An 18,339-nucleotide genomic window follows, 5' to 3' on the forward strand; every position below is an offset into this window, starting at 1 on the left:
TTTATTATGTATTAGGTACCTCCAAGGAGGCACATGATACACCTACAGAGAATAATCGGCCCAAGGGAAGGTGGAAACCAGGGAATGAAACGCCGCAGCATCAAAACGAATATAGGCAACAACCGCCACAACGACAATACCGATGCAAGAGGCGAGGAGATCCTTCCACGTCATTTTCAAATCAAGATAGTTGGTCCGTTTTTCGGAATAACCGAACCCCTTTGACTCAAGGGCCATGGAAAAAACGTTTGTTCCCCTGATCACCGAAACCAGGGTAGGAATCATCAAGGGAGCGTATTTTCGAATCTTTTCCAGGATATTTCCGGAGTCAAGATCTAATCCCCGGGACTTCTGCGCCTGAATGATTGTATAACTGGTCGCCACAATCATCGGGACCAGCCTGATGGCGGTCGAAAAGGCAAAGGCCCCGCGATACGGCAGGTGAATCTTTACCAAGCCCTCCGAGATTTCCTCAATTTTAGTCGTGCTGAGGAACACCATACCGGCAAGGATCATGAGGTTTGTGCGAATGGCGGTCATACATCCGTAAAAGAGACCATTGAGAGAAAAGATGAGGAAACGCTCTCCTCCCCCTTTTCCGGCGATGGCCCAGATGACAAGGGAAAAGAGGCTTATCATCAGCAGGACCACCTTGATTCGCTTCAAATTGGAAAGAATTTTAGCTGCTGCTCCGTGGAGCAAAACGAGAAGGAGTGTCGCACTCAAGATAATGATGTTTTTTGATATGACGCCGACGGTAAAGGTGAGGAACATCAAGAGCAATTTTGTTCTCGGATCAAGACGATGGATACCTGTCTTCAGATCCATATATAAAAACATATCCATCTTACATCCCCCCTGTACACAGCTTCATTTCATTGATGGAGAGCAATGTCTTGCCCAACAGATTGGAGAGGGAAACGATGTGAGGTGTCTTGAGATATGATGCGGTAAGCTCTCCTTCCCTGGCAAAGACCTCCCTCGTCGGGCCATCCATCAAAAGCCTTCCATCCTTGATCACCGCCACCCTGTGAGCGTATTCGGCGACCACCCACATGGTGTGGGTAATCATGATTATGGTATGACCGGCCTCGTTAAGCTTTCTGATCAGTTCCATCATCCGGCGCTGCTCTTTGAAATCAAGTCCGGTCGTCGGCTCATCAAGGATGATGCTCTTCGGCCTGGCCGAAAGGACCGAGGCGACGGCAACCCGTTGACGCTCTCCCTTGCTTAAAGAAAAGGGATCGGCCTCTTCGTAGCCGGTCAACTCCACCGATTCCAAGGCCTCGCCCACCCGACGACGCACCTCCTCCTCTCCGCAGCCGCGGATCTTTGGACTGAAAGCGACCTCGTCGTAGACCGTGTCCGAAAAAATCTGGTGATCGGGATTCTGAAATACATAACCGATCTCCTTACCGATCTCAAAGATGGAGTGCTCTTTGGTGTTCTTTCCGTAAACGGCGACCTCTCCTTCGGAGGGAAGCAAAAGTCCGTTTAGATGTTTTACCAGGGTGGTCTTGCCGCTGCCGTTGTGGCCAAGCAAGGCAACGAACTCTCCCTCGCGAATCTCAAGGTCGACGTCACTGACAGCCTTGTTTCCGTTGGGATAGACATGAGAGAGCCCCTCGACCCTGACCACGGGATCACCATAGGTATCCCGGCGCTCCTTCTCACCGGCCAAGAGGGCTTGATAGGCTCGATCTTCAATCCGCAGTCCCCGCTCGTTAAAAAAAGCCTTCCCTTCCTCAGGGGTGATGGGAAGCCGCTCCCCTTCGATATGGAGAAGTTCATGAAAAAACTTCGGGATCTGAAGGCTCATGATGCCGATATCATCGGTAAAAGCCACATCGCGAAGTAGCTGATCCGGCTTTCCCTCTTTAAGGATCTTCCCATCCTTCATGAGGACAAGGCGGTCTGCATTCAGCGCCTCTTCGGTCTCGTGTTCTATGATGATAAGGGTAAAATCACTGCTTGCATGAAGCTCCCGTGCTATCTGGAAAATTCCCAGTTTACCCACGGGATCAAGATCAGTGGTCGGTTCGTCCATGCAGATGATGTCAGGAAAGGTGGCGAGGACCGAGCCGATCGCCAAGCGTTGTTTCTGTCCTCCTGAGAGGGTTGATGGTTGTCGCTCCTCAAAACCTTGAAGGTTAACGGTATGTAAGACCTTCTCGATTCTCTTTATGATCTCGGTCCGCTCAACCGCAAAGTTTTCCGGTCCGAAGGCTATCTCGAGATTGACGTTTGTGGAAAAAAGCTGGGCCTCGAAATCCTGAAAAACCAATCCGACTGTACGTGCCATAGAGCTGACGCTATTTCCCTTTACCGGCTTTCCATTCACTAAGACCTGCCCTTTGTACGTTCCTTTCAGAAAACCGGGGATAAGACCGTTCAAACTATTTGCCAGGGTCGACTTACCGGCCCCGCTTGGTCCCATAACAACAACAAACTCTCCCCGTTCGATACTCAAATCGATGCCGTCCACAGCCTCAACCTCGGGATTCCCCCGGTAGCTGAAATGCAAGCCCTGAATATCGACAGCCTTTACCCCATCTTCCATGGGGACCTCCTTTATAACCTTTTCGATACCGGCACACCAATTTATTGCATACACCATGGCCGCATAGTGAAGCCCTTCTCCCCTGCCAGAATAGTCTCGGTTGTGCCGATGCTCGCTCCCGTCACAGAGCGCTCTCCCCTTCCCCGTACACACGCTTCAGTAGGTAGGGAGAGATAAGCCCCTTGGGAGTAATGATCCCGGCAATCAGGTGGGGAGGCACGATGTCAAAGGCGGGATAATAGGCCTTCATCGTATCGGTAGTAGTTGCAAGGCCCCGAAGGTGTTTTACTTCCTCGGGATCGCGTCGCTCAATGATGATGGAATCCCGTCCCACCTTTCTCATGTCCGGGTCTCCTGAGAAGGGAAAATACGGAATCCCATGGAATGCGGCGCTTATGGCATTTTGGTAGGTTCCGATTTTATTGGCGACCCAGCCGTCGCTCACGGCAATGTCCACGGCGGTCATGTATTTCTGAATTTTGCCCTGGCTCATGAGGTAAGCGGGCATGTTATCGGTAATGAGGGTTACATCGGCCCCTATCTCTTCGAGGCAGGGAGCAGTCAATCGTGCACCCTGAAGATAGGGACGGGTTTCAGGGGTGTACACCTTTATACGTTTTCCCTGCTCCATGGCAAGAGCAATGGTAAGGATAAAAGAAGTCTCGGCGAAACACATGGTCAACACCCCATCGCCGTCGTCGATGAGGGAGGAACCGATATCCGCCATGGCAAAGGCCCGCTCCTCATAGCGGGACTCATAGGTTGCAATAAACGCCCCGGCTCTTTCGCCGCAGCAGGCCCCCTTCCCAAGACTCTCCTGAATCGCCGATACCATCAGCTCAAGGACCCTGGCCATGGTCGTATTGGTCGGGCGTGTCTTTTCAAGACGCTCTTTTGCCTGGGCAAAACGTGCAGGGTCACGGGGCAAGCGCCCCTCATCCATCCGCTTTGCAAGCAGCAACATTGCCTGCATCGCCGCTCGAACCGGGCCGCCTCCTTGGGTAACCATCTTTTCGATGGCCCAAGCAACATCCTCCGTTTCCCGGCAGCGGAAAAAACTTTTTTCAAAGGGATAAAGGCTTCTGTTTCCAATGAGAACTTCATCCCCTTCGATCCGGGCGATGTTCTCCTTCTTGAGAATAAACGGCATATAATCGCTTAGATGTCGCATAAACCTTCCCATATGTTGCAAAATGTTGTATCACAACATTTTTATTACAATTTTGTATTGTACACTTCATACCGCAATTGTCAATGGAAATACATCGTTCGTGTTCACAGATGGCCGGTCCCTAAAAGCGAAGGGTAAACGTGGTATGAACAGAGCCGTACGTTCCGGTAAATATAGGCCCGAGCTCACCCCGCTCTCCTGAAGAAAGGAACTCACCATCCAGGGAAAGGCGTCCGGTCATCGCCAGGGTGCACCCCTGAAAAGGCTCATATTCAAAACCCATCGCTGGTGAACAAGAAAAATCGTCGGGAGTAAAGAGAAAGGAAAAATTGACACGTGTATAGTCATCAAGACTATAGATTCCCTGAGCGTAGAGGTAGTTCCTCCTGCTGTAGTCGGAAAGCTCCTCCGAGTTGAGTTCCGCCGCATCCAACTCACGTATAGATTGCGAGTGTCCTAGATATCCGGGACCATGAAAGAGGTACTGAACAACAGCGTAGAGATCACCGTCAAAAAGAGAGGCATCCACGCCCAGGGCAGCCTCAAGCCCGGTCCATCCCTCCGGATCAGCGGGATCAAAACCATAGAGGGCATCGAGAACGATTCCCACAGCCGTATCGAGCTTTAGAGACACGCCGCCCCGATGGAATCCCATCCAATACTCCTCATCCGGGGCCTGAAATGCGTAGAGCAGCTGAACACTGACGTTAGACCAGTGGTTTTCCCCGGAGGCACCGAAAAGGAGCCCATCTCCAGCTGTTTCCAGGGGATCAACGCCGCCGGCGGAGAAGAACAGGATCTTCGTAAGGTCAGATGGATAAAAAGCAAGGGTTCCGCCAAGGGAACCCCTTGGCCTTGCATCAGGCAAGAGAGGATTTGGAGGATTGAGAAAATCTGTCGGACGAAAGGCCTGACCGTAGCCAAAGGCAATCCGCATAAGCCCCAACTCGATATCGGTTACCTCTCCCCGAATCTGTGCGTAGAGCCGTTCTAACTCCAACTTTGCCACATAGTTTTCATCATCTGTCGAGCTCTCCGCCCGGTCGTTCGAATAGAGCAGCGTCTCGGCCCCGCTTCCCGTTGCTGCGATAAGGTTTACCGCAGCTTGCACAACCGCCCGGTCGCCTAAAGAAGAGCGCATGCGCACATTGGCGTACTGCTCTGTGCCATAGCTGAAATCAGAGGCCTCCCCTGCTCCGGCTACCGTATCAAGGGTTGTAGTTAGAATACCGGAGAATACAGGTTCTGCAAAAATCGGCATAGCAACGACCATGAAAAGCGTGGCGATAATAAGACCATGCCCCAACAGGCGGGCCCGACGGCAAGCCATGGCCCCTAAAGAACCTTGCCGCCGTTTCATCTTTCAAGATTCCGCATGCTGAAAACCGAATCGTTCACCGGAGCATCCAGGACCACATCGTGCATAATGAAAAGGGTTCGACTATTCTTACGCAGCAAATCCCGCATCTCAAACTCAACGGGGAATCGACGGTCATGAATGACATCCGCGCGGATTAGGGAATACTCCTTCAGCTTCGCACCCGACAAGGCGTAAAATTCGGCATGAAGAAGATCACCGTTTTCTTTGTCGACCCAAAACTTTCGCCGAGGATAACTCTCACTCGCTTTCTTGGCAGCTAAGTCGAGCACCCAGGCGGGATGTCCGTCGATGGTATCACTCCCGATGAGGGTCGGATCGTAACGGTCGGACATCTTATTATTTTCGATGGTATCCTCATAGGAAAGATCAGAGCCCATCATCGACTCCTTCAACAGGTGACCGGAAATCAGCATAACCTGTTCGCTGTCGGGAGAATAGACATAGAGGCGTCCGCTTCGTTTAAGGTACTTCGTGCCGAGATCTTCCTGATTGACAAATTCGATGAAGCTGTCCGAATTTTCCTTTGCCACAGCCTCAAAGCGTTTTTCATAGCGGCGTCCCTGGTATTCGATGATCATCTCGCCGGTATAGGTAATGGTATCGTAGACCTCGTTATCGTCCACTTGTGCCAATAGCTCGGCGGCGGTAGGTTCGCCCTCCACCACCTCAGGGGATAAGAAGAAAAAAGAAGAGACTGCAGCACATAGCAGCACCACCGGCACAATCTTGAATCTTCCGTAGCTATTATACTTTTGCACCGTACACTCCTTTGCCCATGATTTTGCTCGGGCATTCTGATAAGGACTCATCGCCGAAGGGCCTCTACCGGTTCAATGAAGGCACTTTTCAACGAAGGAATCAATGTACAAAGGGAAGAGACAAGGATCCCGAAGACAAACCCTTCCATGAGAATTTTCGGGGAGAAGGTGATAAAAATGGTACCTGAGACGGGAAATTCCTTCATGCCGCCTCCGGTAAAGGTATCCATGTCCAGAGGAAATAGAGAGCCTATCCATGTCGCTACCCCGCCGAAGAACATGCCGACGGCCGATCCCAAAACGCTCAGAAAGACCGCTTCCAGAAAGAAGACGGTAACGATCTCCCTGCGAGTCATCCCCAAGGCCCCCATCATACCGATTTCCTTAATACGCTCATGAATGACCATCAGAACGGTGTTGATAATCAGAAAACTGGCGACAATTTGAAAAACAAGAAAGACAATGACATACAGAAAAGAGGTTTGCCGCATATAAGCAACCCAGTAGTTATCCCCCCACTCGCGGACCGTTTGCCCCGGCCCTAGAATCTTCGCAACTTCATCCCGTAAACGGGGAGCGTCATCGGCATTTTCGGCATAGATGAACATCTGTTGGGTAGCCTCCCCCAGAACCAGGATGCGTTGGAGGCGATCAATGGGGACGAGAATAACATCTTCGTCGAATTTTCGATAATCGAAGGTAAATATTCCTGTTATCACAGGTCGCCAGTATTTATCGGAAAACTGTGCAGACACTGTTTTCAAAGGTATGGGGTCCCCGATCTTCACCCCGGCCTTCCGTGCAAATTCAAACCCCACGGCGCATTCGTTACTCCCGGCCTTGGGAAAACGGCCTTCAATCAAACCATCGTCACGATCGGTCAAATTAAAAACATTTACCGCACGCTCCCGCTGTATATCAACACCCCAAAGCAAGGCGTGTTTTACCGTACTGTCGAAAAGCGAGGCATACGTGGTAATTCTCGGCAAGGCTGCCTTTACACCGGGAAGAGCCTCGATCTCGGCAGAGAGTTCGGTGGCACTCTTCCCGTCGACAATGGGATACTGAACCGGATAGTATTCCCGTTCCTCTTCAAACAGGTTGCTAACTACATTGACATGGCCTGTTTCATAGGTCCTTACAGCCTCCTCTATCCCCTCTATCATCCCGGAAATCCAGGCCTGCATGAAAATATTAAAAAAGACGGCAACGGCGACGGCGATAATACAAAGGATTGTCCTTCTACCGTTTCGCCAAATATTACGATACGCTATGGTCGATAGGGTGAGAAGATCACCCTGCCCCCGCCGCTGTTTATCCATGACCTTAACCATTATCTACTTCCTCACTCAAAACGAAGGCTTTCGGTGACGGGCATCCGCAGAGCCCTGAAGGTGGGAGGCAAGGCCATAAGGGCGGAAAGAAGCGTTGCTATAAAAGCGGTACCCACAATCACCTTGGGGTTCCATGCCGACCGAAACTGCGAGGTAATACGATATCCAAAATCACCACCCATCTGCTTTGCAAGGGAAGAAAAATCGATACCGGTATGTACCATGGGAATATTGATCAGGCAGCCCAAGAGCACACCCACCGAGGCGCCGATAAGGCCGACAAGGCCAGCCTCCAACACATAAGAGAAAAGGAGCTGACCGTCGGTCATCCCGAGGGCCCGCATCATACCAATCTCTTTTGTCCGTTCAAGCACCGCCATCAGCATGGTATTTGCAATGCCGATAAACGAGAGAAGAAAGAGAAAAAGCGCCATGATGCGGGTAGAGACATGGTCTCCGGCGGAAGCCGCAAAATAATCGGCGGAATAATCTTCCCACCCCTTGACGACAAGCTCGGAAGGAAACCGTTTCCCCTCTTCGGCAAGCGAGGCTGCAAGGGCTGACGTAATCGTATCTGGACTCTCAAAGCTTCCAGGAAGAACGAAATCCCTTGCATTCGAGGCCCGGATTAAGAGCTCGGTCACGGCGCCGTCCAACATGAGTCCGCCTGTTCCCTGAAGGGCATCGAGGGGGATATATGCTATATTTCCGTTTGTCTTCGGATTCGGTGAATTGATAATGCCGACGACCACCGCATCAATGAGCTGATTTACATGGCGGATGGCACCGGAATAGTCGGCTGCAGTCATCGCCTTTAGGACCCGGTCAAGAAGATCGCTATCGTCCGTGGAAAGAAGATAATCACCAACGAAGGGATCCCGTGTATAGGCCGATTGTATCAACTGACGGTCCTCAGCCGTAAGGGACGGCAGCAAATCCTCCTCAAAACGCTCCTCACGAATTTTTTCGGGAGCGGCAATCATGTCGATAACCGTCGATATCCGTACATCCATCCGCCCCGAAGCATACAGGATATCCCATAGGTGATTGATCTCCTCTTGTGTTACATCGTCGCGAAGGGCCATACGAGCCTCTCCGGACTCAAAGCGTTCGGTATAGAGCCCCTGAACAAAGATCCGCTCTTCTTCATCCCGGGCGGCAGCAAGCACCTCATCCTCCCAAATATTCTTCGAAGGGCGCCGAGGAATACCTACATGTAATTTTTCCGCAGCCATTGTCCCGAGAGCAATTTCGAAGCTTCCGGAGCGAGGGAAACGGCCGGCATCTACAAAATCGGTGTAGCGCAAAAGCCTGTCTTCTCGTTTGGGATCCATGGCGTTAAAGAGGATGGGAGCGGAACCGGTACGGGAGTAGAGGGTACCTGAGAATACGAAACGGGGGGCCGCGTCATAGCCCGAGCGCTCCAGGGCCGAGGCTATGCTTTGCCAGCCGGTAAAACTTTCGTACATGGGAAGTTCATCTTTCTTGTCGAAATAGGTCTTGGTCTGGATCTTTGCCGCCCCCATCTCATAGGAGACGATATTCCGACGTGAATCGAGGTTCATCCCAAGCAGCCATCCATCCATGAAAATATAGAGTGCGACACTTACTGCCACGGCAAGGGCGGTAATAACCGTTTTGACCCGATGCCGTGCAAGATTCCGTAATGCCATCGAGGCAACGGTTCCCGAGATGGAAAACCTCATCGTCGACTCTCCGATTCAACCATCCCGTCACGAAGCATTATCAAACGACGGGCAAACTCCATTACCATGGGATCGTGTGTGGAAAAGATAAAAGTCGTTCCTTCTTTCTCATTCAACGCAAGCATAAGATCGAGGATAGCCCTGCCTGTGGTCGAATCGAGATTAGCGGTGGGTTCATCAGCGAGGATAAGAGACGGCTTTTTCACCAGCGCACGGGCAATCGCCACCCGTTGCTGCTGACCGCCGGACATCTCCTTAGGCCGACGATGTTCCATACCTCCCAGACCGACCTCTTCCAAAGCCCGAAGCGACTGCTGCCGGGCCTCCTTCTTTTCTATTCCAAGCAGTACCAACGGAAGAGAAACATTCTCAAGAGCGGAAAGAACCGGTATCAGATTATAGGCCTGGAAGATGAACCCGATTTTTTGCCGTCGCAAGAGTGCCGATTGGTTACGGGAGAGTGAGGCAACCTCACGTTCATCGACGGAAAGAGAGCCGGCCGTGGGGGTGTCGAGACAACCGACGAGGTGCAGGAAGGTGGACTTACCGCTTCCGGAAGGGCCTGCAACAGCGGCAAAGGCCCCAGCCTCAAAGCTTAGGCTTACACCTCGGAGGGCATGTATCTTCAAATCGTTCAGTTCGTAATCTTTATAGAGCGCAATGGTGTCAACTACGCCCATTCGTATCCTCCTTCTCTGCAGCGTTGCGTCTGATTTCGTTCAACGCCTGCAGGCCAAAGACATCTTTTGATTTCAATTCTTCGGCAATCGAATTGGGTACCAGCATCATAGAATTGCCGGCCTTTAGTCCCTCATTCAGGACGGAAAAGCTCTTGAGCAGCAAAGCGGTATCATGAGCATCGTAAATTTCGGCGGCTTCTTCAAGTTTCCGGGCGATCTCGATCTCAGCCTCAGCAAGGAGTACCCGCCCCTTCTTTTCCCTCTCCATCTGAGCCTGATGGCTCAGGGAGTCCTGTAACTTTTCAGGAATCTGCACATCCGTTATTTCGATATGCTGAACGGTAATCCCCCATTCGGTGGTTTTTTTGTCAACCTCCTCCCTAATATGCTCCTCTATCACATCACCACGCTCAAGAAAGGTCGACAAGGTATTTTTACTGACAGCACTTCTGAGGGCCGTTTTCGAAGATAGGATGACGGCATCTTCGTAATCCTGAACTTCGCAGACCGCTTTTTCGGAATCCCACACCAGCCAAAAACAGATGGCATCTACCGTCACAGTCACCGAATCTAGGGTCAGCGTCGTTTCTGCGGTAAAATCAGTTACCCTAATCCTTAGATCCACCACCTTTGCAACCCGTTCGGCAAAGGGCATTAAAAGGAAAAGCCCGGGCCCTTTCACCCGGTGAAATTTCCCGAAACGAAGAATGATGGCACGTTCCCATTCCGCCATCTTCTGTACAGAGGGGGCAAGCAAGGCCCCGGCCGCTGCAAAAACTATGGCGTATGGAGCTCCACTGATCCTCCATGCAAGCAGAATGGCAATGAAAATAATCAGAAGCTTCACAGCCGACGTCCATCGAGGGAAAAGGGCCATGATCACCATGGCCAGTATTGGAGTCGTGCACAGAACAACATACTCTATGAGGGAAGGAGCAGCCCCTGTCCCCAACCTGATAGCCATACCGACACCAAAGAAAACCGCTAAGAGGCCAAGACCAACTACATTCAATGAAAAATCTCTTTGCCGTTCGGGAACCTTTGTATTCTTGATCGGCGTTTTCATTTTGCTATGCTTATGGAACAGGTTCATGCTTCCTCCTTGAAATTCTTAACAAGATCGATGACTTCAGAACGTTCGACACCGAGATCGCGCATGTCTCGAAGAAAGCGGGCGAGGGTTTCGCTGATTCTGAGATTCCGCTCGTCGTCCACCTCCGAAGGAGGCTGATCCGAAACAAAGGTACCGTTTCCCACCTGGGTTGTAACGATTCCCCGTATTTCCAGCTCTCCATAGGCTCTTGCAATGGTGTTCGGATTTATCTTGAGGTCTATCGCCAGGGCCCTGATGGTCGGTAGTCTATCTCCGGGGAGAAGCCTTTGCCCAAGAATCGCATGCTCGATCTGCTGGATGATCTGGCGATAAAAGGGGACTCCCCGAGCAGGATCAAGTGATATAACAACTCCTCGCGCTTTCATTGTACTATTCATATAATACAATATTAATTGTACTAATACAATAAGTCAATATTATCCACCCAAATTTCTTCTTTTTTGACAAATGTGTTGGCCTACACTACATTACCAAATAGATGAAACATTCAGACCAGGGCGATAGTATCGATCCTCTTAGTCGGCTTTCAACTGAGGATTTGTCGCGCTTTCCATCAGAGAATCCCAATCCCGTCCTGAGAATCGATTCATCAGGTATGCTTATTTATGCAAACAATGCAAGCAGAATCTTGCTCGACGAATGGAAACTTGAATTCGATCAGCCAGCTCCGCTACTTTTACGAGAAGCGGCACTATCGTCACTCAGAGAGGCGCGGAGCATGGAGATTGATGTTCCCCATAAAACACGGGTCTACGCCTTCTCCATTGCCCCCATCGTCGAATCGGGATATGCGAATCTATATGGTCGTGATATCACCAAAAGAGTCAGGACGGAAGAGAGTATCCGCCAGGCACTTCTCGAACGAGAGACACTTATACGGGAGTTGTATCACCGAACAAAGAACAACATGAACATCATCAGTTCGATGATCTCCCTCAGCGCATCCTATTCCGAGGATGAAAATCTCATGCGGTTATCACAGGAGATAGAAAATAAAATCACATCAATGTCGCTCGTGCACCAAATGCTTTACGAATCAAAAAACCTTTCCAGTATTGATCTTGATGGCTATATCCAAAAACTCGCACGGCTCTTATTGAAAAGCTACCAAAACGGCGAAAACACAATCGTAATGAGTTTCGATCTCGTCCACATCGCCGTGCCTATTGACCTGGCAATTCCGTGTGGGCTCGTACTAAACGAGTTATTTACGAACTCACTGAAGCATGCCTTTCCGAAAGGGGAAAAGGGAACTATAGCAATTTCTCTCTCATTTTTAGAGGCCGAGAACGAAATCGAACTCATGTACTCCGACGACGGTATCGGCCTTCCGCACAACTATGATGTTCGGTCGCAATCGACCCTCGGGATGCAGACAATCTTCCTCATTATCGAACATCAGCTGGGAGGAACGATAGCATTCGATAAGCGTGGTGAGAGAGGGCTCAGATGCTCGATTCGCTTCAAGCGTATCATCCATCCGACATTGGAGGATCTACGATGAACAGTGAAAACATGATTCTTTTGGTCGAAGACGAAGCCATGATAGCCATGAACCTTACAATGAAGCTTCGAAATGCCGGTTATCCGATCAGCAAAATCTTTGCATCCGGGGAGGATGTTGTTCGCTTTGCAGAAAACCGAAACCCCGATTTGGTCCTTATGGATGGAAGATTGGCAGGAGAAATCGACGGTGTAGAAGCGATGCGACGCCTAAGGAAAATACACAAAAATCTCCCGATTATTTTTATCACCGGCTATACAAATGAATCTTTCATCGAAAAAGCACATGAGTTATCCCCTGTAGCCTGTATGACAAAACCGGTAAACATCAATCAGCTGATAGGCCATATCAAGTCCGTCATCTATCGCCAATAAGGAGCAAAGAGTCTATCGCTCGAAAGGCTCCTTGCCCCCCAAAAGGAAAATCGCACGGTCTATTGAATGGCGATCTCCGAGAATGGGCGCTGCAGCCAAGGCGAAGAAGCATCAACCGTTTTTATATATTCACGAGTGGCAGTTTCCCCTTTTGAATGGTTCCTTTCGAAATGGACTTCAAAGTTCCAGAAAGTCGAGTGCCTTTCATGCGTCGCTATCTCAGGCTGATTATACACGAGCTTAAAATCACCCAAATAACTGATACACCCCGGCTGCACCTGAAATGGGACCTCTATTTCCGGTTCCACTATCGTAAAGGTGTGCTCCCGGTCTTTTATCTCGGCTTTAACCGATTCCAACGCTATAAGGGTCTCTCCTGGGACCACAAGATGAAACATCCCGTTTATCGTTCTTACGGTAAAACGAGAATTATCGGTTTGGTTTACAAAAGATAATATAAGGCCGTGAGAAATTGTCTTAGGGCCACGATTGAAAAAGCCGTCAGGAAAATCAAGAGCAAAGCTCCCGACAACCAAAGAGTCGTTACTACTTTCGGGATTAGGCAACGTAGCGCAGCCTACCAAAATGACAAGCACACCCAAAATCAACGCAAGAGTTACTGATTTCTTCATTTACTTCTCCTCTTTATTTATGAAACAGGGAACAAAGCTATTGAACTATCTCCACATCATCCAGGACCCTTCGATCATTCAGCCGTTTCCCATTTGCCAAAACAATTTTCTCCCTATGCACGACGGCTCGTACTGTGACAATTTCTTGCTCATGCCCTGATAAGGCAGGGCGAGAATCCTGATTGATATACCAGTCATTACCTTCGTTGTCGGTTATAACTAATTCAGAAAAAGGAACATTGCCAACTAAGCGGACTTTTCCGGTGACGCGAATTTCCATTCCCGTCTGTACATTTTTCCAATTCATAGGCGGCAGGGACCGCTCCTCCGTTTGTGATGTTTCCGCATCCCCCAGTGCTGCGGCCGAAACCGCAGTACAGAGAGATACAATTATCAAAACTGTTACTCGTTGCCAAAACCGCCTCATTTTCTCAAGCCCTTCTTATCGATTGATGAAAAAGCCGAACGTCCATTGATAAGCTTTCTACTGAACTCCGTCAGGTTTCCGTCAAGCTGTGTCTGAACATCCATCCGCCAGGAGTTCGGCAGGGGATTCTTGACCTCTACCGATCGAAGTATGTTGCTAGTGGCTTTAGTACTGATATTTGCAACATATCCGGTCTCATCTGCACCTGAAATATTGCTGTTACCGTTGAAGACAAACGAGGCTATTCCGCTGTAGGGGCTTATTTTATCAATAACAGTGGGATCGATATCGATCCCCATATATACAATATGGCTTCCGCTTCCGGAAGGAGGGGTATTGCGACCACTTGCCGGCATCAGGGAAAGGATCCCTTCGCCGGGAGAGAGCCAGGCTTTTGCATTATTAGCAGAGGTAAAGCCGTCCATGGCAACGTTGATTTTCCCTTTGTATCCGTAATCTCCGCTTGACTCACAGAGGATATTGGCAAGGTGCCAGCTTCCAAGAAGTGCAGTCCAGTCCCCGTATGAACTATCTATCCACCCCGCCGCGGCAGATGTTACCGCCTGGAAGTCACGATCATCGGATGCGAGTATTTCTTTATATATGCCCGTTCCGTTCGTGGCGTGGATCCTTAGCCACTGAAAAAAGAGGTTAACGGTTGCATAGTCATCCAGAACGGTATTCGGTTCCTCATTTTCCCAATAGCCATTCCATACAAAAAAGTTGTTTCCCTGGGCAATGGTCCCGTAAGGGTCTGCATTATACCAATCAATTTGGTCCTGATCGACCTTTCCCCTATAGACGTACTCGGCAGCTGAAGAAAGGCCTTCATTGATCCAAATATCCTGCTCTTTCCCGTCGACCAGGTAGGTCTGAGAGAAATTAATCAGGTGCTGAAATTCATGGGCAAGGGTTTTGTAGAAATCCTCAGAACCCGCTTCCAGAGGATCGACGTCCATAAACAGCATATCCGCTTCGTTTGAGTGTTCATCACTCTCTACCGCGAGCATATGCGATGCCTGAAAGAAACCGGCAACATAGCCCCCTGATCCATCGTACCCATCCAGGATATCCAGCAGGAGAATGATGGTTTTCCCGTTATCATCAACATCTTCCGGTTCGCCGAATGCATCGATAATCTGATGGTGAATCTTCTTGTCATATTCGGAAGCAACGGCGACTGCGGTAGTTTCGAGCACGGATGCACTGGTTTCCGCATAGATCAGGCAGTACGTACCTGTGGCAAGCAGCCCGCTTTCCACTTCATACCAATTTTCATTCCTAAGATCGATGCAGTGAAAGGTCCTAGCCTCCACCCATTTTGCATAGAGGGTCATGGCCCCTGTCGGTATGCCGTTTGAGAAATCCCAGACAGTATCGAGTTCGGAATCCGCATACCAGCCGCCAAAGGCGACGTCAGCCTTCGTCGGATTGGTCGGACGAATGATGGTGTTTCCCTCTCTTACTTTCTGATCGGCAACAACAGTGCCGCCATTACTTTCGAACGTAATCGTATAATACGTTCCGTCCGAAGAAGATGAAGGGTTTGGACAACCAAGCATGATAGCAGCAACAGCTACATAGAGAAAAGAACCAATTTCTTTTTCATGTTTTGTAATCCTTGCTTTTTTTGATAAACAGATTATAGCTCTACGATTATTTCATGGAAAATTCGACTACTACTAATTTAAAGCCACATCTTGTTTTCCAGATGATTTTATTATAGTTTGTCTGATTTGTCGAAGGCCATGTCGGACAATATTGGATAGTATTCGGAAAAAATGTCCCGAATAATGGTGATTATCTCACTCATGCCTTCCCTTTTGATCGAACTGATCAAAGATATCCCGGACAATTTTTTCTCCCTCTTTTCCCAAATCCCCTAAGGCCTTACCGAGATGCTTTGCAAGGCCTGCAGCAGGGTCCCGAGTCTCCTCAAAGTCAGATTCATATTGCTGGCGAGCTTCCTTGAAATACTCCCGATTTTTCTCCTCTGCCTCACCCCCACGTTTCAGGTAATCTCCACCGTAGATCCGCCCAAAGCTGCCATCGTCGACCCAACGCTTGAGCTCCGGGATGCGTATAACAGGGAGGGGATGAGACATGTCCCAAGTGTTCAGAAATTTATGAAGGGAGTCGATAACGGACTCTCCGGCGTCATATTCCGCGGCTTGAGAGAAGAATTCGTTTATATCCATCTGACCAATGTCGTTCCCGCCGGCCAGCTTCATGAGCAGCCTGAAGGAGACATCCTGATCCTGGCAAACCAATAAACCGGCACGATCCGCGCTTAATTCACTTTTACGATCCCACTCACGCAAACCTGCCATAACAGGAATAATGAGAAGATCGAGCCCGGGAAAGCGGAGGGCCTTGAAACTGACATTCACCAAGACCCACAGCAAGGTTTTGTAGAGGATATGACCACTCATACAGTGTCCCAGCTCGTGACCGATTACGGCCAGAAGCTCTTCATCATCCAGAGAGGAAACAAGGGCACTGTTGAGGGTAACAAAGGGGCGCTCAACACCGACCGCCCCGGCATTCATCGCGGGATTATAGGTAACGAATATATCAAGTTTTTCATCATAGTCCAGGACAGAACAAGCTTCCTTTGCCAATGCATGTATGCGGGGGAATTGCCGCTCGGTGACACGAACGGCTGACCCGAGAAAAAAAAGCCGAAGAGAGCGGTCCGAGGTGATGGAAAGGACCGCTTTGATTACCTGGCTTAAACCGGGGATCTTTTTCAGAGCCTCCAAGGCGGCAGTATCGGCCGGATGCTGCCAGGAACGAGAGCTTATCTCGGGAAAATAGCAACGCTTTTGCGGTGTCATAGGCTTAAGACTGCCCCCTTTTATCTTCGATCTTGCGACGAGCCGCAGAAAGCTCTTTTTTTCGCAGACGAATTGATTTCGGCGTCACCTCGATAAGCTCATCCTCACGGATAAACTGAACCGCCCGTTCGAGGGTCATGGGAAGAACCGGTGTCAGAATGACAGCATCGTCCTTTCCCGAGGCGCGCATATTTGAAAGTTTCTTGGTTTTGGTAGGATTAACATTCAGATCGTTTTCACGATTATGCTCACCGACAATCATCCCTTCATAAACAGGATCCTTCGGAACAACGAAGAGCGTTCCACGAGCTTCAAGGTTGAATAGTGCATAAGGGACCGATGTACCTTCACGATCGGCAACAAGCGAGCCGGTAAATCGGCCGGTAAAATCCCCCCGGTACTCCTCGTACCCCGAGAGATAGCTATTGAGGATCCCCGTTCCCTTTGTGTCCGTAAGGAATTCATCACGATATCCGATGAGTGCCCGGCTGGGAACCGAGAATTCGATCCTGACGCGACCATTCTCATGGCTGGTGATATTGAGCATACGCCCCTTTCGCCTTGAAAGCTTTTCGGTCACAACACCGGTGAAAGGATCCGCACAATCGATAAAAAGATGCTCTATCGGTTCCATCTTTTTCCCATTTTCCTGATGAAAAATAACATGGGGACGCCCCACACAAAATTCAAAGCCTTCGCGACGCATGGTTTCAATGAGAATAACCATCTGAAACTCGCCTCGCCCCTGAACAATAAAACTATCGCGATCATCTCCCCGACTCACCCGCATAGAGACATTTGTGAGGGTTTCCTTTTCCAAACGTTCAAAGATTTTCGTTCCCTGAACGATCTTTCCCTCCTTACCGGAAAAGGGCCCGTTGTTTACGGAAAACCGCATGGAAACCGTCGGTTCATCCACGGTGATCCGTTTCAAGGGTAGAGGGTTATCCTTGGAACAGACGGTGTCACCGATATGAACATCCTCGATCCCCGCAAGTACGATGATCTCTCCGGCCTTTGCTTCGGTCACATCGGACAGGACCAAGCCCCTGTAGGACTGCAGGCGTGTTACCCGAAGGGGCTTGGCCTTTCCGTCCGGGCCGATACAGGCAAGAGCCTCATTGGCCTGGACAGATCCGCCGTATACCTTTCCTACGGCAAGACGTCCAAGATAGTCATCATAGCCTAGATCGGAAACCAACATACGAAAGGGTCCCACCATATCAACCGACGGCGAGGGAATATGATCAACAATGGTATCAAGAAGAAGATCGAGCTTTTCATCCTCCCCATCGGGACTTCTTTTTATCACACCGTCTCTTCCAACAGCATAGAGAATCGGGAATTCGAGCTGATGATCTCCCGCATCAAGATCGATCAGCAGGTCGTACACCTCATCCAATACCTCCAAAGGACGTGCATCCTGACGATCGATCTTATTGATGACAACGATAAGCGAGAGCCCCGCCTTCAGTGCCTTTGAAAGGACGAACCGTGTTTGAGGCAGAGGCCCCTCCGCGGCATCGACCAAAAGAACGGCCCCATCGACCATCGACAGGGCCCGCTCCACTTCACCGCCGAAATCGGCATGCCCCGGCGTATCGATAATATTGATACGAAGGTCTTTCCATTCGATGGAACAGTTTTTCGCCTCAATGGTAATCCCTCGCTCCCGCTCCAGGTCGAGCCGATCCATGACACGCTCTTCAACCTCCTGACCGGCCCGAAAAACTCCGCTTCGTTGAAACATAGCATCTACTAACGTGGTTTTCCCATGATCGACATGGGCAATAATTGCAATATTCCGTATGGTATCATTTTGCTGTATGCTTTGCATAAAAAGACGATACCCCGAAGCGGG

At 49.9% G+C, this 18,339-nt stretch carries 17 protein-coding genes; 2 read left to right on the forward strand and 15 right to left on the reverse strand.

Features of this window, described 5'->3' with window-relative positions:
* Positions 1 to 42: 42 nt before the first annotated feature.
* The 10 genes from SPIRS_RS19580 to SPIRS_RS19625 all read right to left on the reverse strand — a co-directional run bounded on the left by SPIRS_RS19580 (position 43) and on the right by SPIRS_RS19625 (position 11,069).
* Positions 43 to 846: an energy-coupling factor transporter transmembrane component T family protein gene (locus tag SPIRS_RS19580; protein WP_013256429.1), complete on the reverse strand. Its 804-nt coding sequence runs from the start codon at positions 844 to 846 to the stop codon at positions 43 to 45.
* A 1-nt stretch (position 847) separates the two neighbouring features.
* Positions 848 to 2,560 carry an ABC transporter ATP-binding protein gene (locus tag SPIRS_RS19585; protein WP_013256430.1) on the reverse strand — a complete coding sequence of 571 codons (1,713 nt, stop codon included), beginning with the start codon at positions 2,558 to 2,560 and terminating at the stop codon, positions 848 to 850.
* Between the two features lie 121 nt (positions 2,561 to 2,681).
* Positions 2,682 to 3,731 (reverse strand): translation initiation factor eIF-2B alpha/beta/delta subunit family protein, encoded by a 1,050-nt coding sequence (locus SPIRS_RS19590; protein ID WP_013256431.1) that lies wholly within the window; start codon positions 3,729 to 3,731, stop codon positions 2,682 to 2,684.
* A gap of 121 nt (positions 3,732 to 3,852) precedes the next feature.
* Positions 3,853 to 5,091: a hypothetical protein gene (locus tag SPIRS_RS19595; RefSeq protein WP_013256432.1), complete on the reverse strand. Its 1,239-nt coding sequence runs from the start codon at positions 5,089 to 5,091 to the stop codon at positions 3,853 to 3,855.
* A complete protein-coding gene (locus SPIRS_RS19600; protein ID WP_041866144.1) occupies positions 5,088 to 5,870 on the reverse strand; it encodes an outer membrane lipoprotein-sorting protein in 783 nt (260 codons plus the stop codon). Before SPIRS_RS19600 ends, SPIRS_RS19595 begins: the two co-directional genes overlap by 4 nt.
* Positions 5,871 to 5,917: 47 nt before the next feature.
* A complete protein-coding gene (locus SPIRS_RS19605; protein WP_013256434.1) occupies positions 5,918 to 7,204 on the reverse strand; it encodes an ABC transporter permease in 1,287 nt (428 codons plus the stop codon).
* 11 nt (positions 7,205 to 7,215) lie between these two features.
* Positions 7,216 to 8,910: an ABC transporter permease gene (locus SPIRS_RS19610; RefSeq protein ID WP_013256435.1), complete on the reverse strand. Its 1,695-nt coding sequence runs from the start codon at positions 8,908 to 8,910 to the stop codon at positions 7,216 to 7,218.
* Positions 8,907 to 9,590, reverse strand: coding sequence for an ABC transporter ATP-binding protein (locus SPIRS_RS19615; RefSeq protein WP_013256436.1), 684 nt, complete (start codon positions 9,588 to 9,590; stop codon positions 8,907 to 8,909). The genes SPIRS_RS19610 and SPIRS_RS19615 overlap by 4 nt, the downstream gene beginning before the upstream one ends.
* Positions 9,577 to 10,683: an SPFH domain-containing protein gene (locus SPIRS_RS19620; RefSeq protein WP_013256437.1), complete on the reverse strand. Its 1,107-nt coding sequence runs from the start codon at positions 10,681 to 10,683 to the stop codon at positions 9,577 to 9,579. Before SPIRS_RS19620 ends, SPIRS_RS19615 begins: the two co-directional genes overlap by 14 nt.
* Positions 10,680 to 11,069 carry a GntR family transcriptional regulator gene (locus SPIRS_RS19625; RefSeq protein ID WP_041866145.1) on the reverse strand — a complete coding sequence of 130 codons (390 nt, stop codon included), beginning with the start codon at positions 11,067 to 11,069 and terminating at the stop codon, positions 10,680 to 10,682. Before SPIRS_RS19625 ends, SPIRS_RS19620 begins: the two co-directional genes overlap by 4 nt.
* 113 nt (positions 11,070 to 11,182) lie before the next feature.
* Between SPIRS_RS19625 and SPIRS_RS19630 the strand changes: the two genes are divergently transcribed.
* Both SPIRS_RS19630 and SPIRS_RS19635 read left to right on the forward strand, forming a co-directional pair.
* The gene (locus SPIRS_RS19630) at positions 11,183 to 12,208 is read left to right on the forward strand and encodes a sensor histidine kinase (RefSeq protein ID WP_013256439.1); all 1,026 of its coding nucleotides are present in this window, start codon (positions 11,183 to 11,185) and stop codon (positions 12,206 to 12,208) included.
* Positions 12,205 to 12,582: a response regulator gene (locus SPIRS_RS19635; protein WP_013256440.1), complete on the forward strand. Its 378-nt coding sequence runs from the start codon at positions 12,205 to 12,207 to the stop codon at positions 12,580 to 12,582. The genes SPIRS_RS19630 and SPIRS_RS19635 overlap by 4 nt, the downstream gene beginning before the upstream one ends.
* 59 nt (positions 12,583 to 12,641) lie before the next feature.
* On the opposite strand, the gene SPIRS_RS19640 is transcribed toward SPIRS_RS19635, so the two are convergent.
* The 5 genes from SPIRS_RS19640 to typA form a co-directional block, all read right to left on the reverse strand.
* The gene (locus SPIRS_RS19640; protein ID WP_013256441.1) at positions 12,642 to 13,214 is read right to left on the reverse strand and encodes a hypothetical protein; all 573 of its coding nucleotides are present in this window, start codon (positions 13,212 to 13,214) and stop codon (positions 12,642 to 12,644) included.
* Positions 13,215 to 13,251: 37 nt separating this feature from the next.
* Entirely contained in the window at positions 13,252 to 13,521 is a 270-nt protein-coding gene (locus SPIRS_RS19645) for a hypothetical protein (protein ID WP_148224105.1), read from the reverse strand.
* A 116-nt stretch (positions 13,522 to 13,637) separates the two neighbouring features.
* Positions 13,638 to 15,203 (reverse strand): InlB B-repeat-containing protein, encoded by a 1,566-nt coding sequence (locus SPIRS_RS19650; protein WP_013256443.1) that lies wholly within the window; start codon positions 15,201 to 15,203, stop codon positions 13,638 to 13,640.
* Between the two features lie 243 nt (positions 15,204 to 15,446).
* Positions 15,447 to 16,478, reverse strand: a complete 1,032-nt coding sequence (locus tag SPIRS_RS19655; RefSeq protein WP_013256444.1) for a M48 family metallopeptidase — start codon at positions 16,476 to 16,478, stop codon at positions 15,447 to 15,449.
* Positions 16,479 to 16,482: 4 nt separating this feature from the next.
* Positions 16,483 to 18,315 (reverse strand): translational GTPase TypA, encoded by a 1,833-nt coding sequence (typA, locus tag SPIRS_RS19660; RefSeq protein WP_013256445.1) that lies wholly within the window; start codon positions 18,313 to 18,315, stop codon positions 16,483 to 16,485.
* Between the last annotated feature and the right edge of the window lie 24 nt (positions 18,316 to 18,339).

Source organism: Sediminispirochaeta smaragdinae DSM 11293 (genome assembly GCF_000143985.1).
GTDB classification, from domain to species: domain Bacteria; phylum Spirochaetota; class Spirochaetia; order DSM-16054; family Sediminispirochaetaceae; genus Sediminispirochaeta; species Sediminispirochaeta smaragdinae.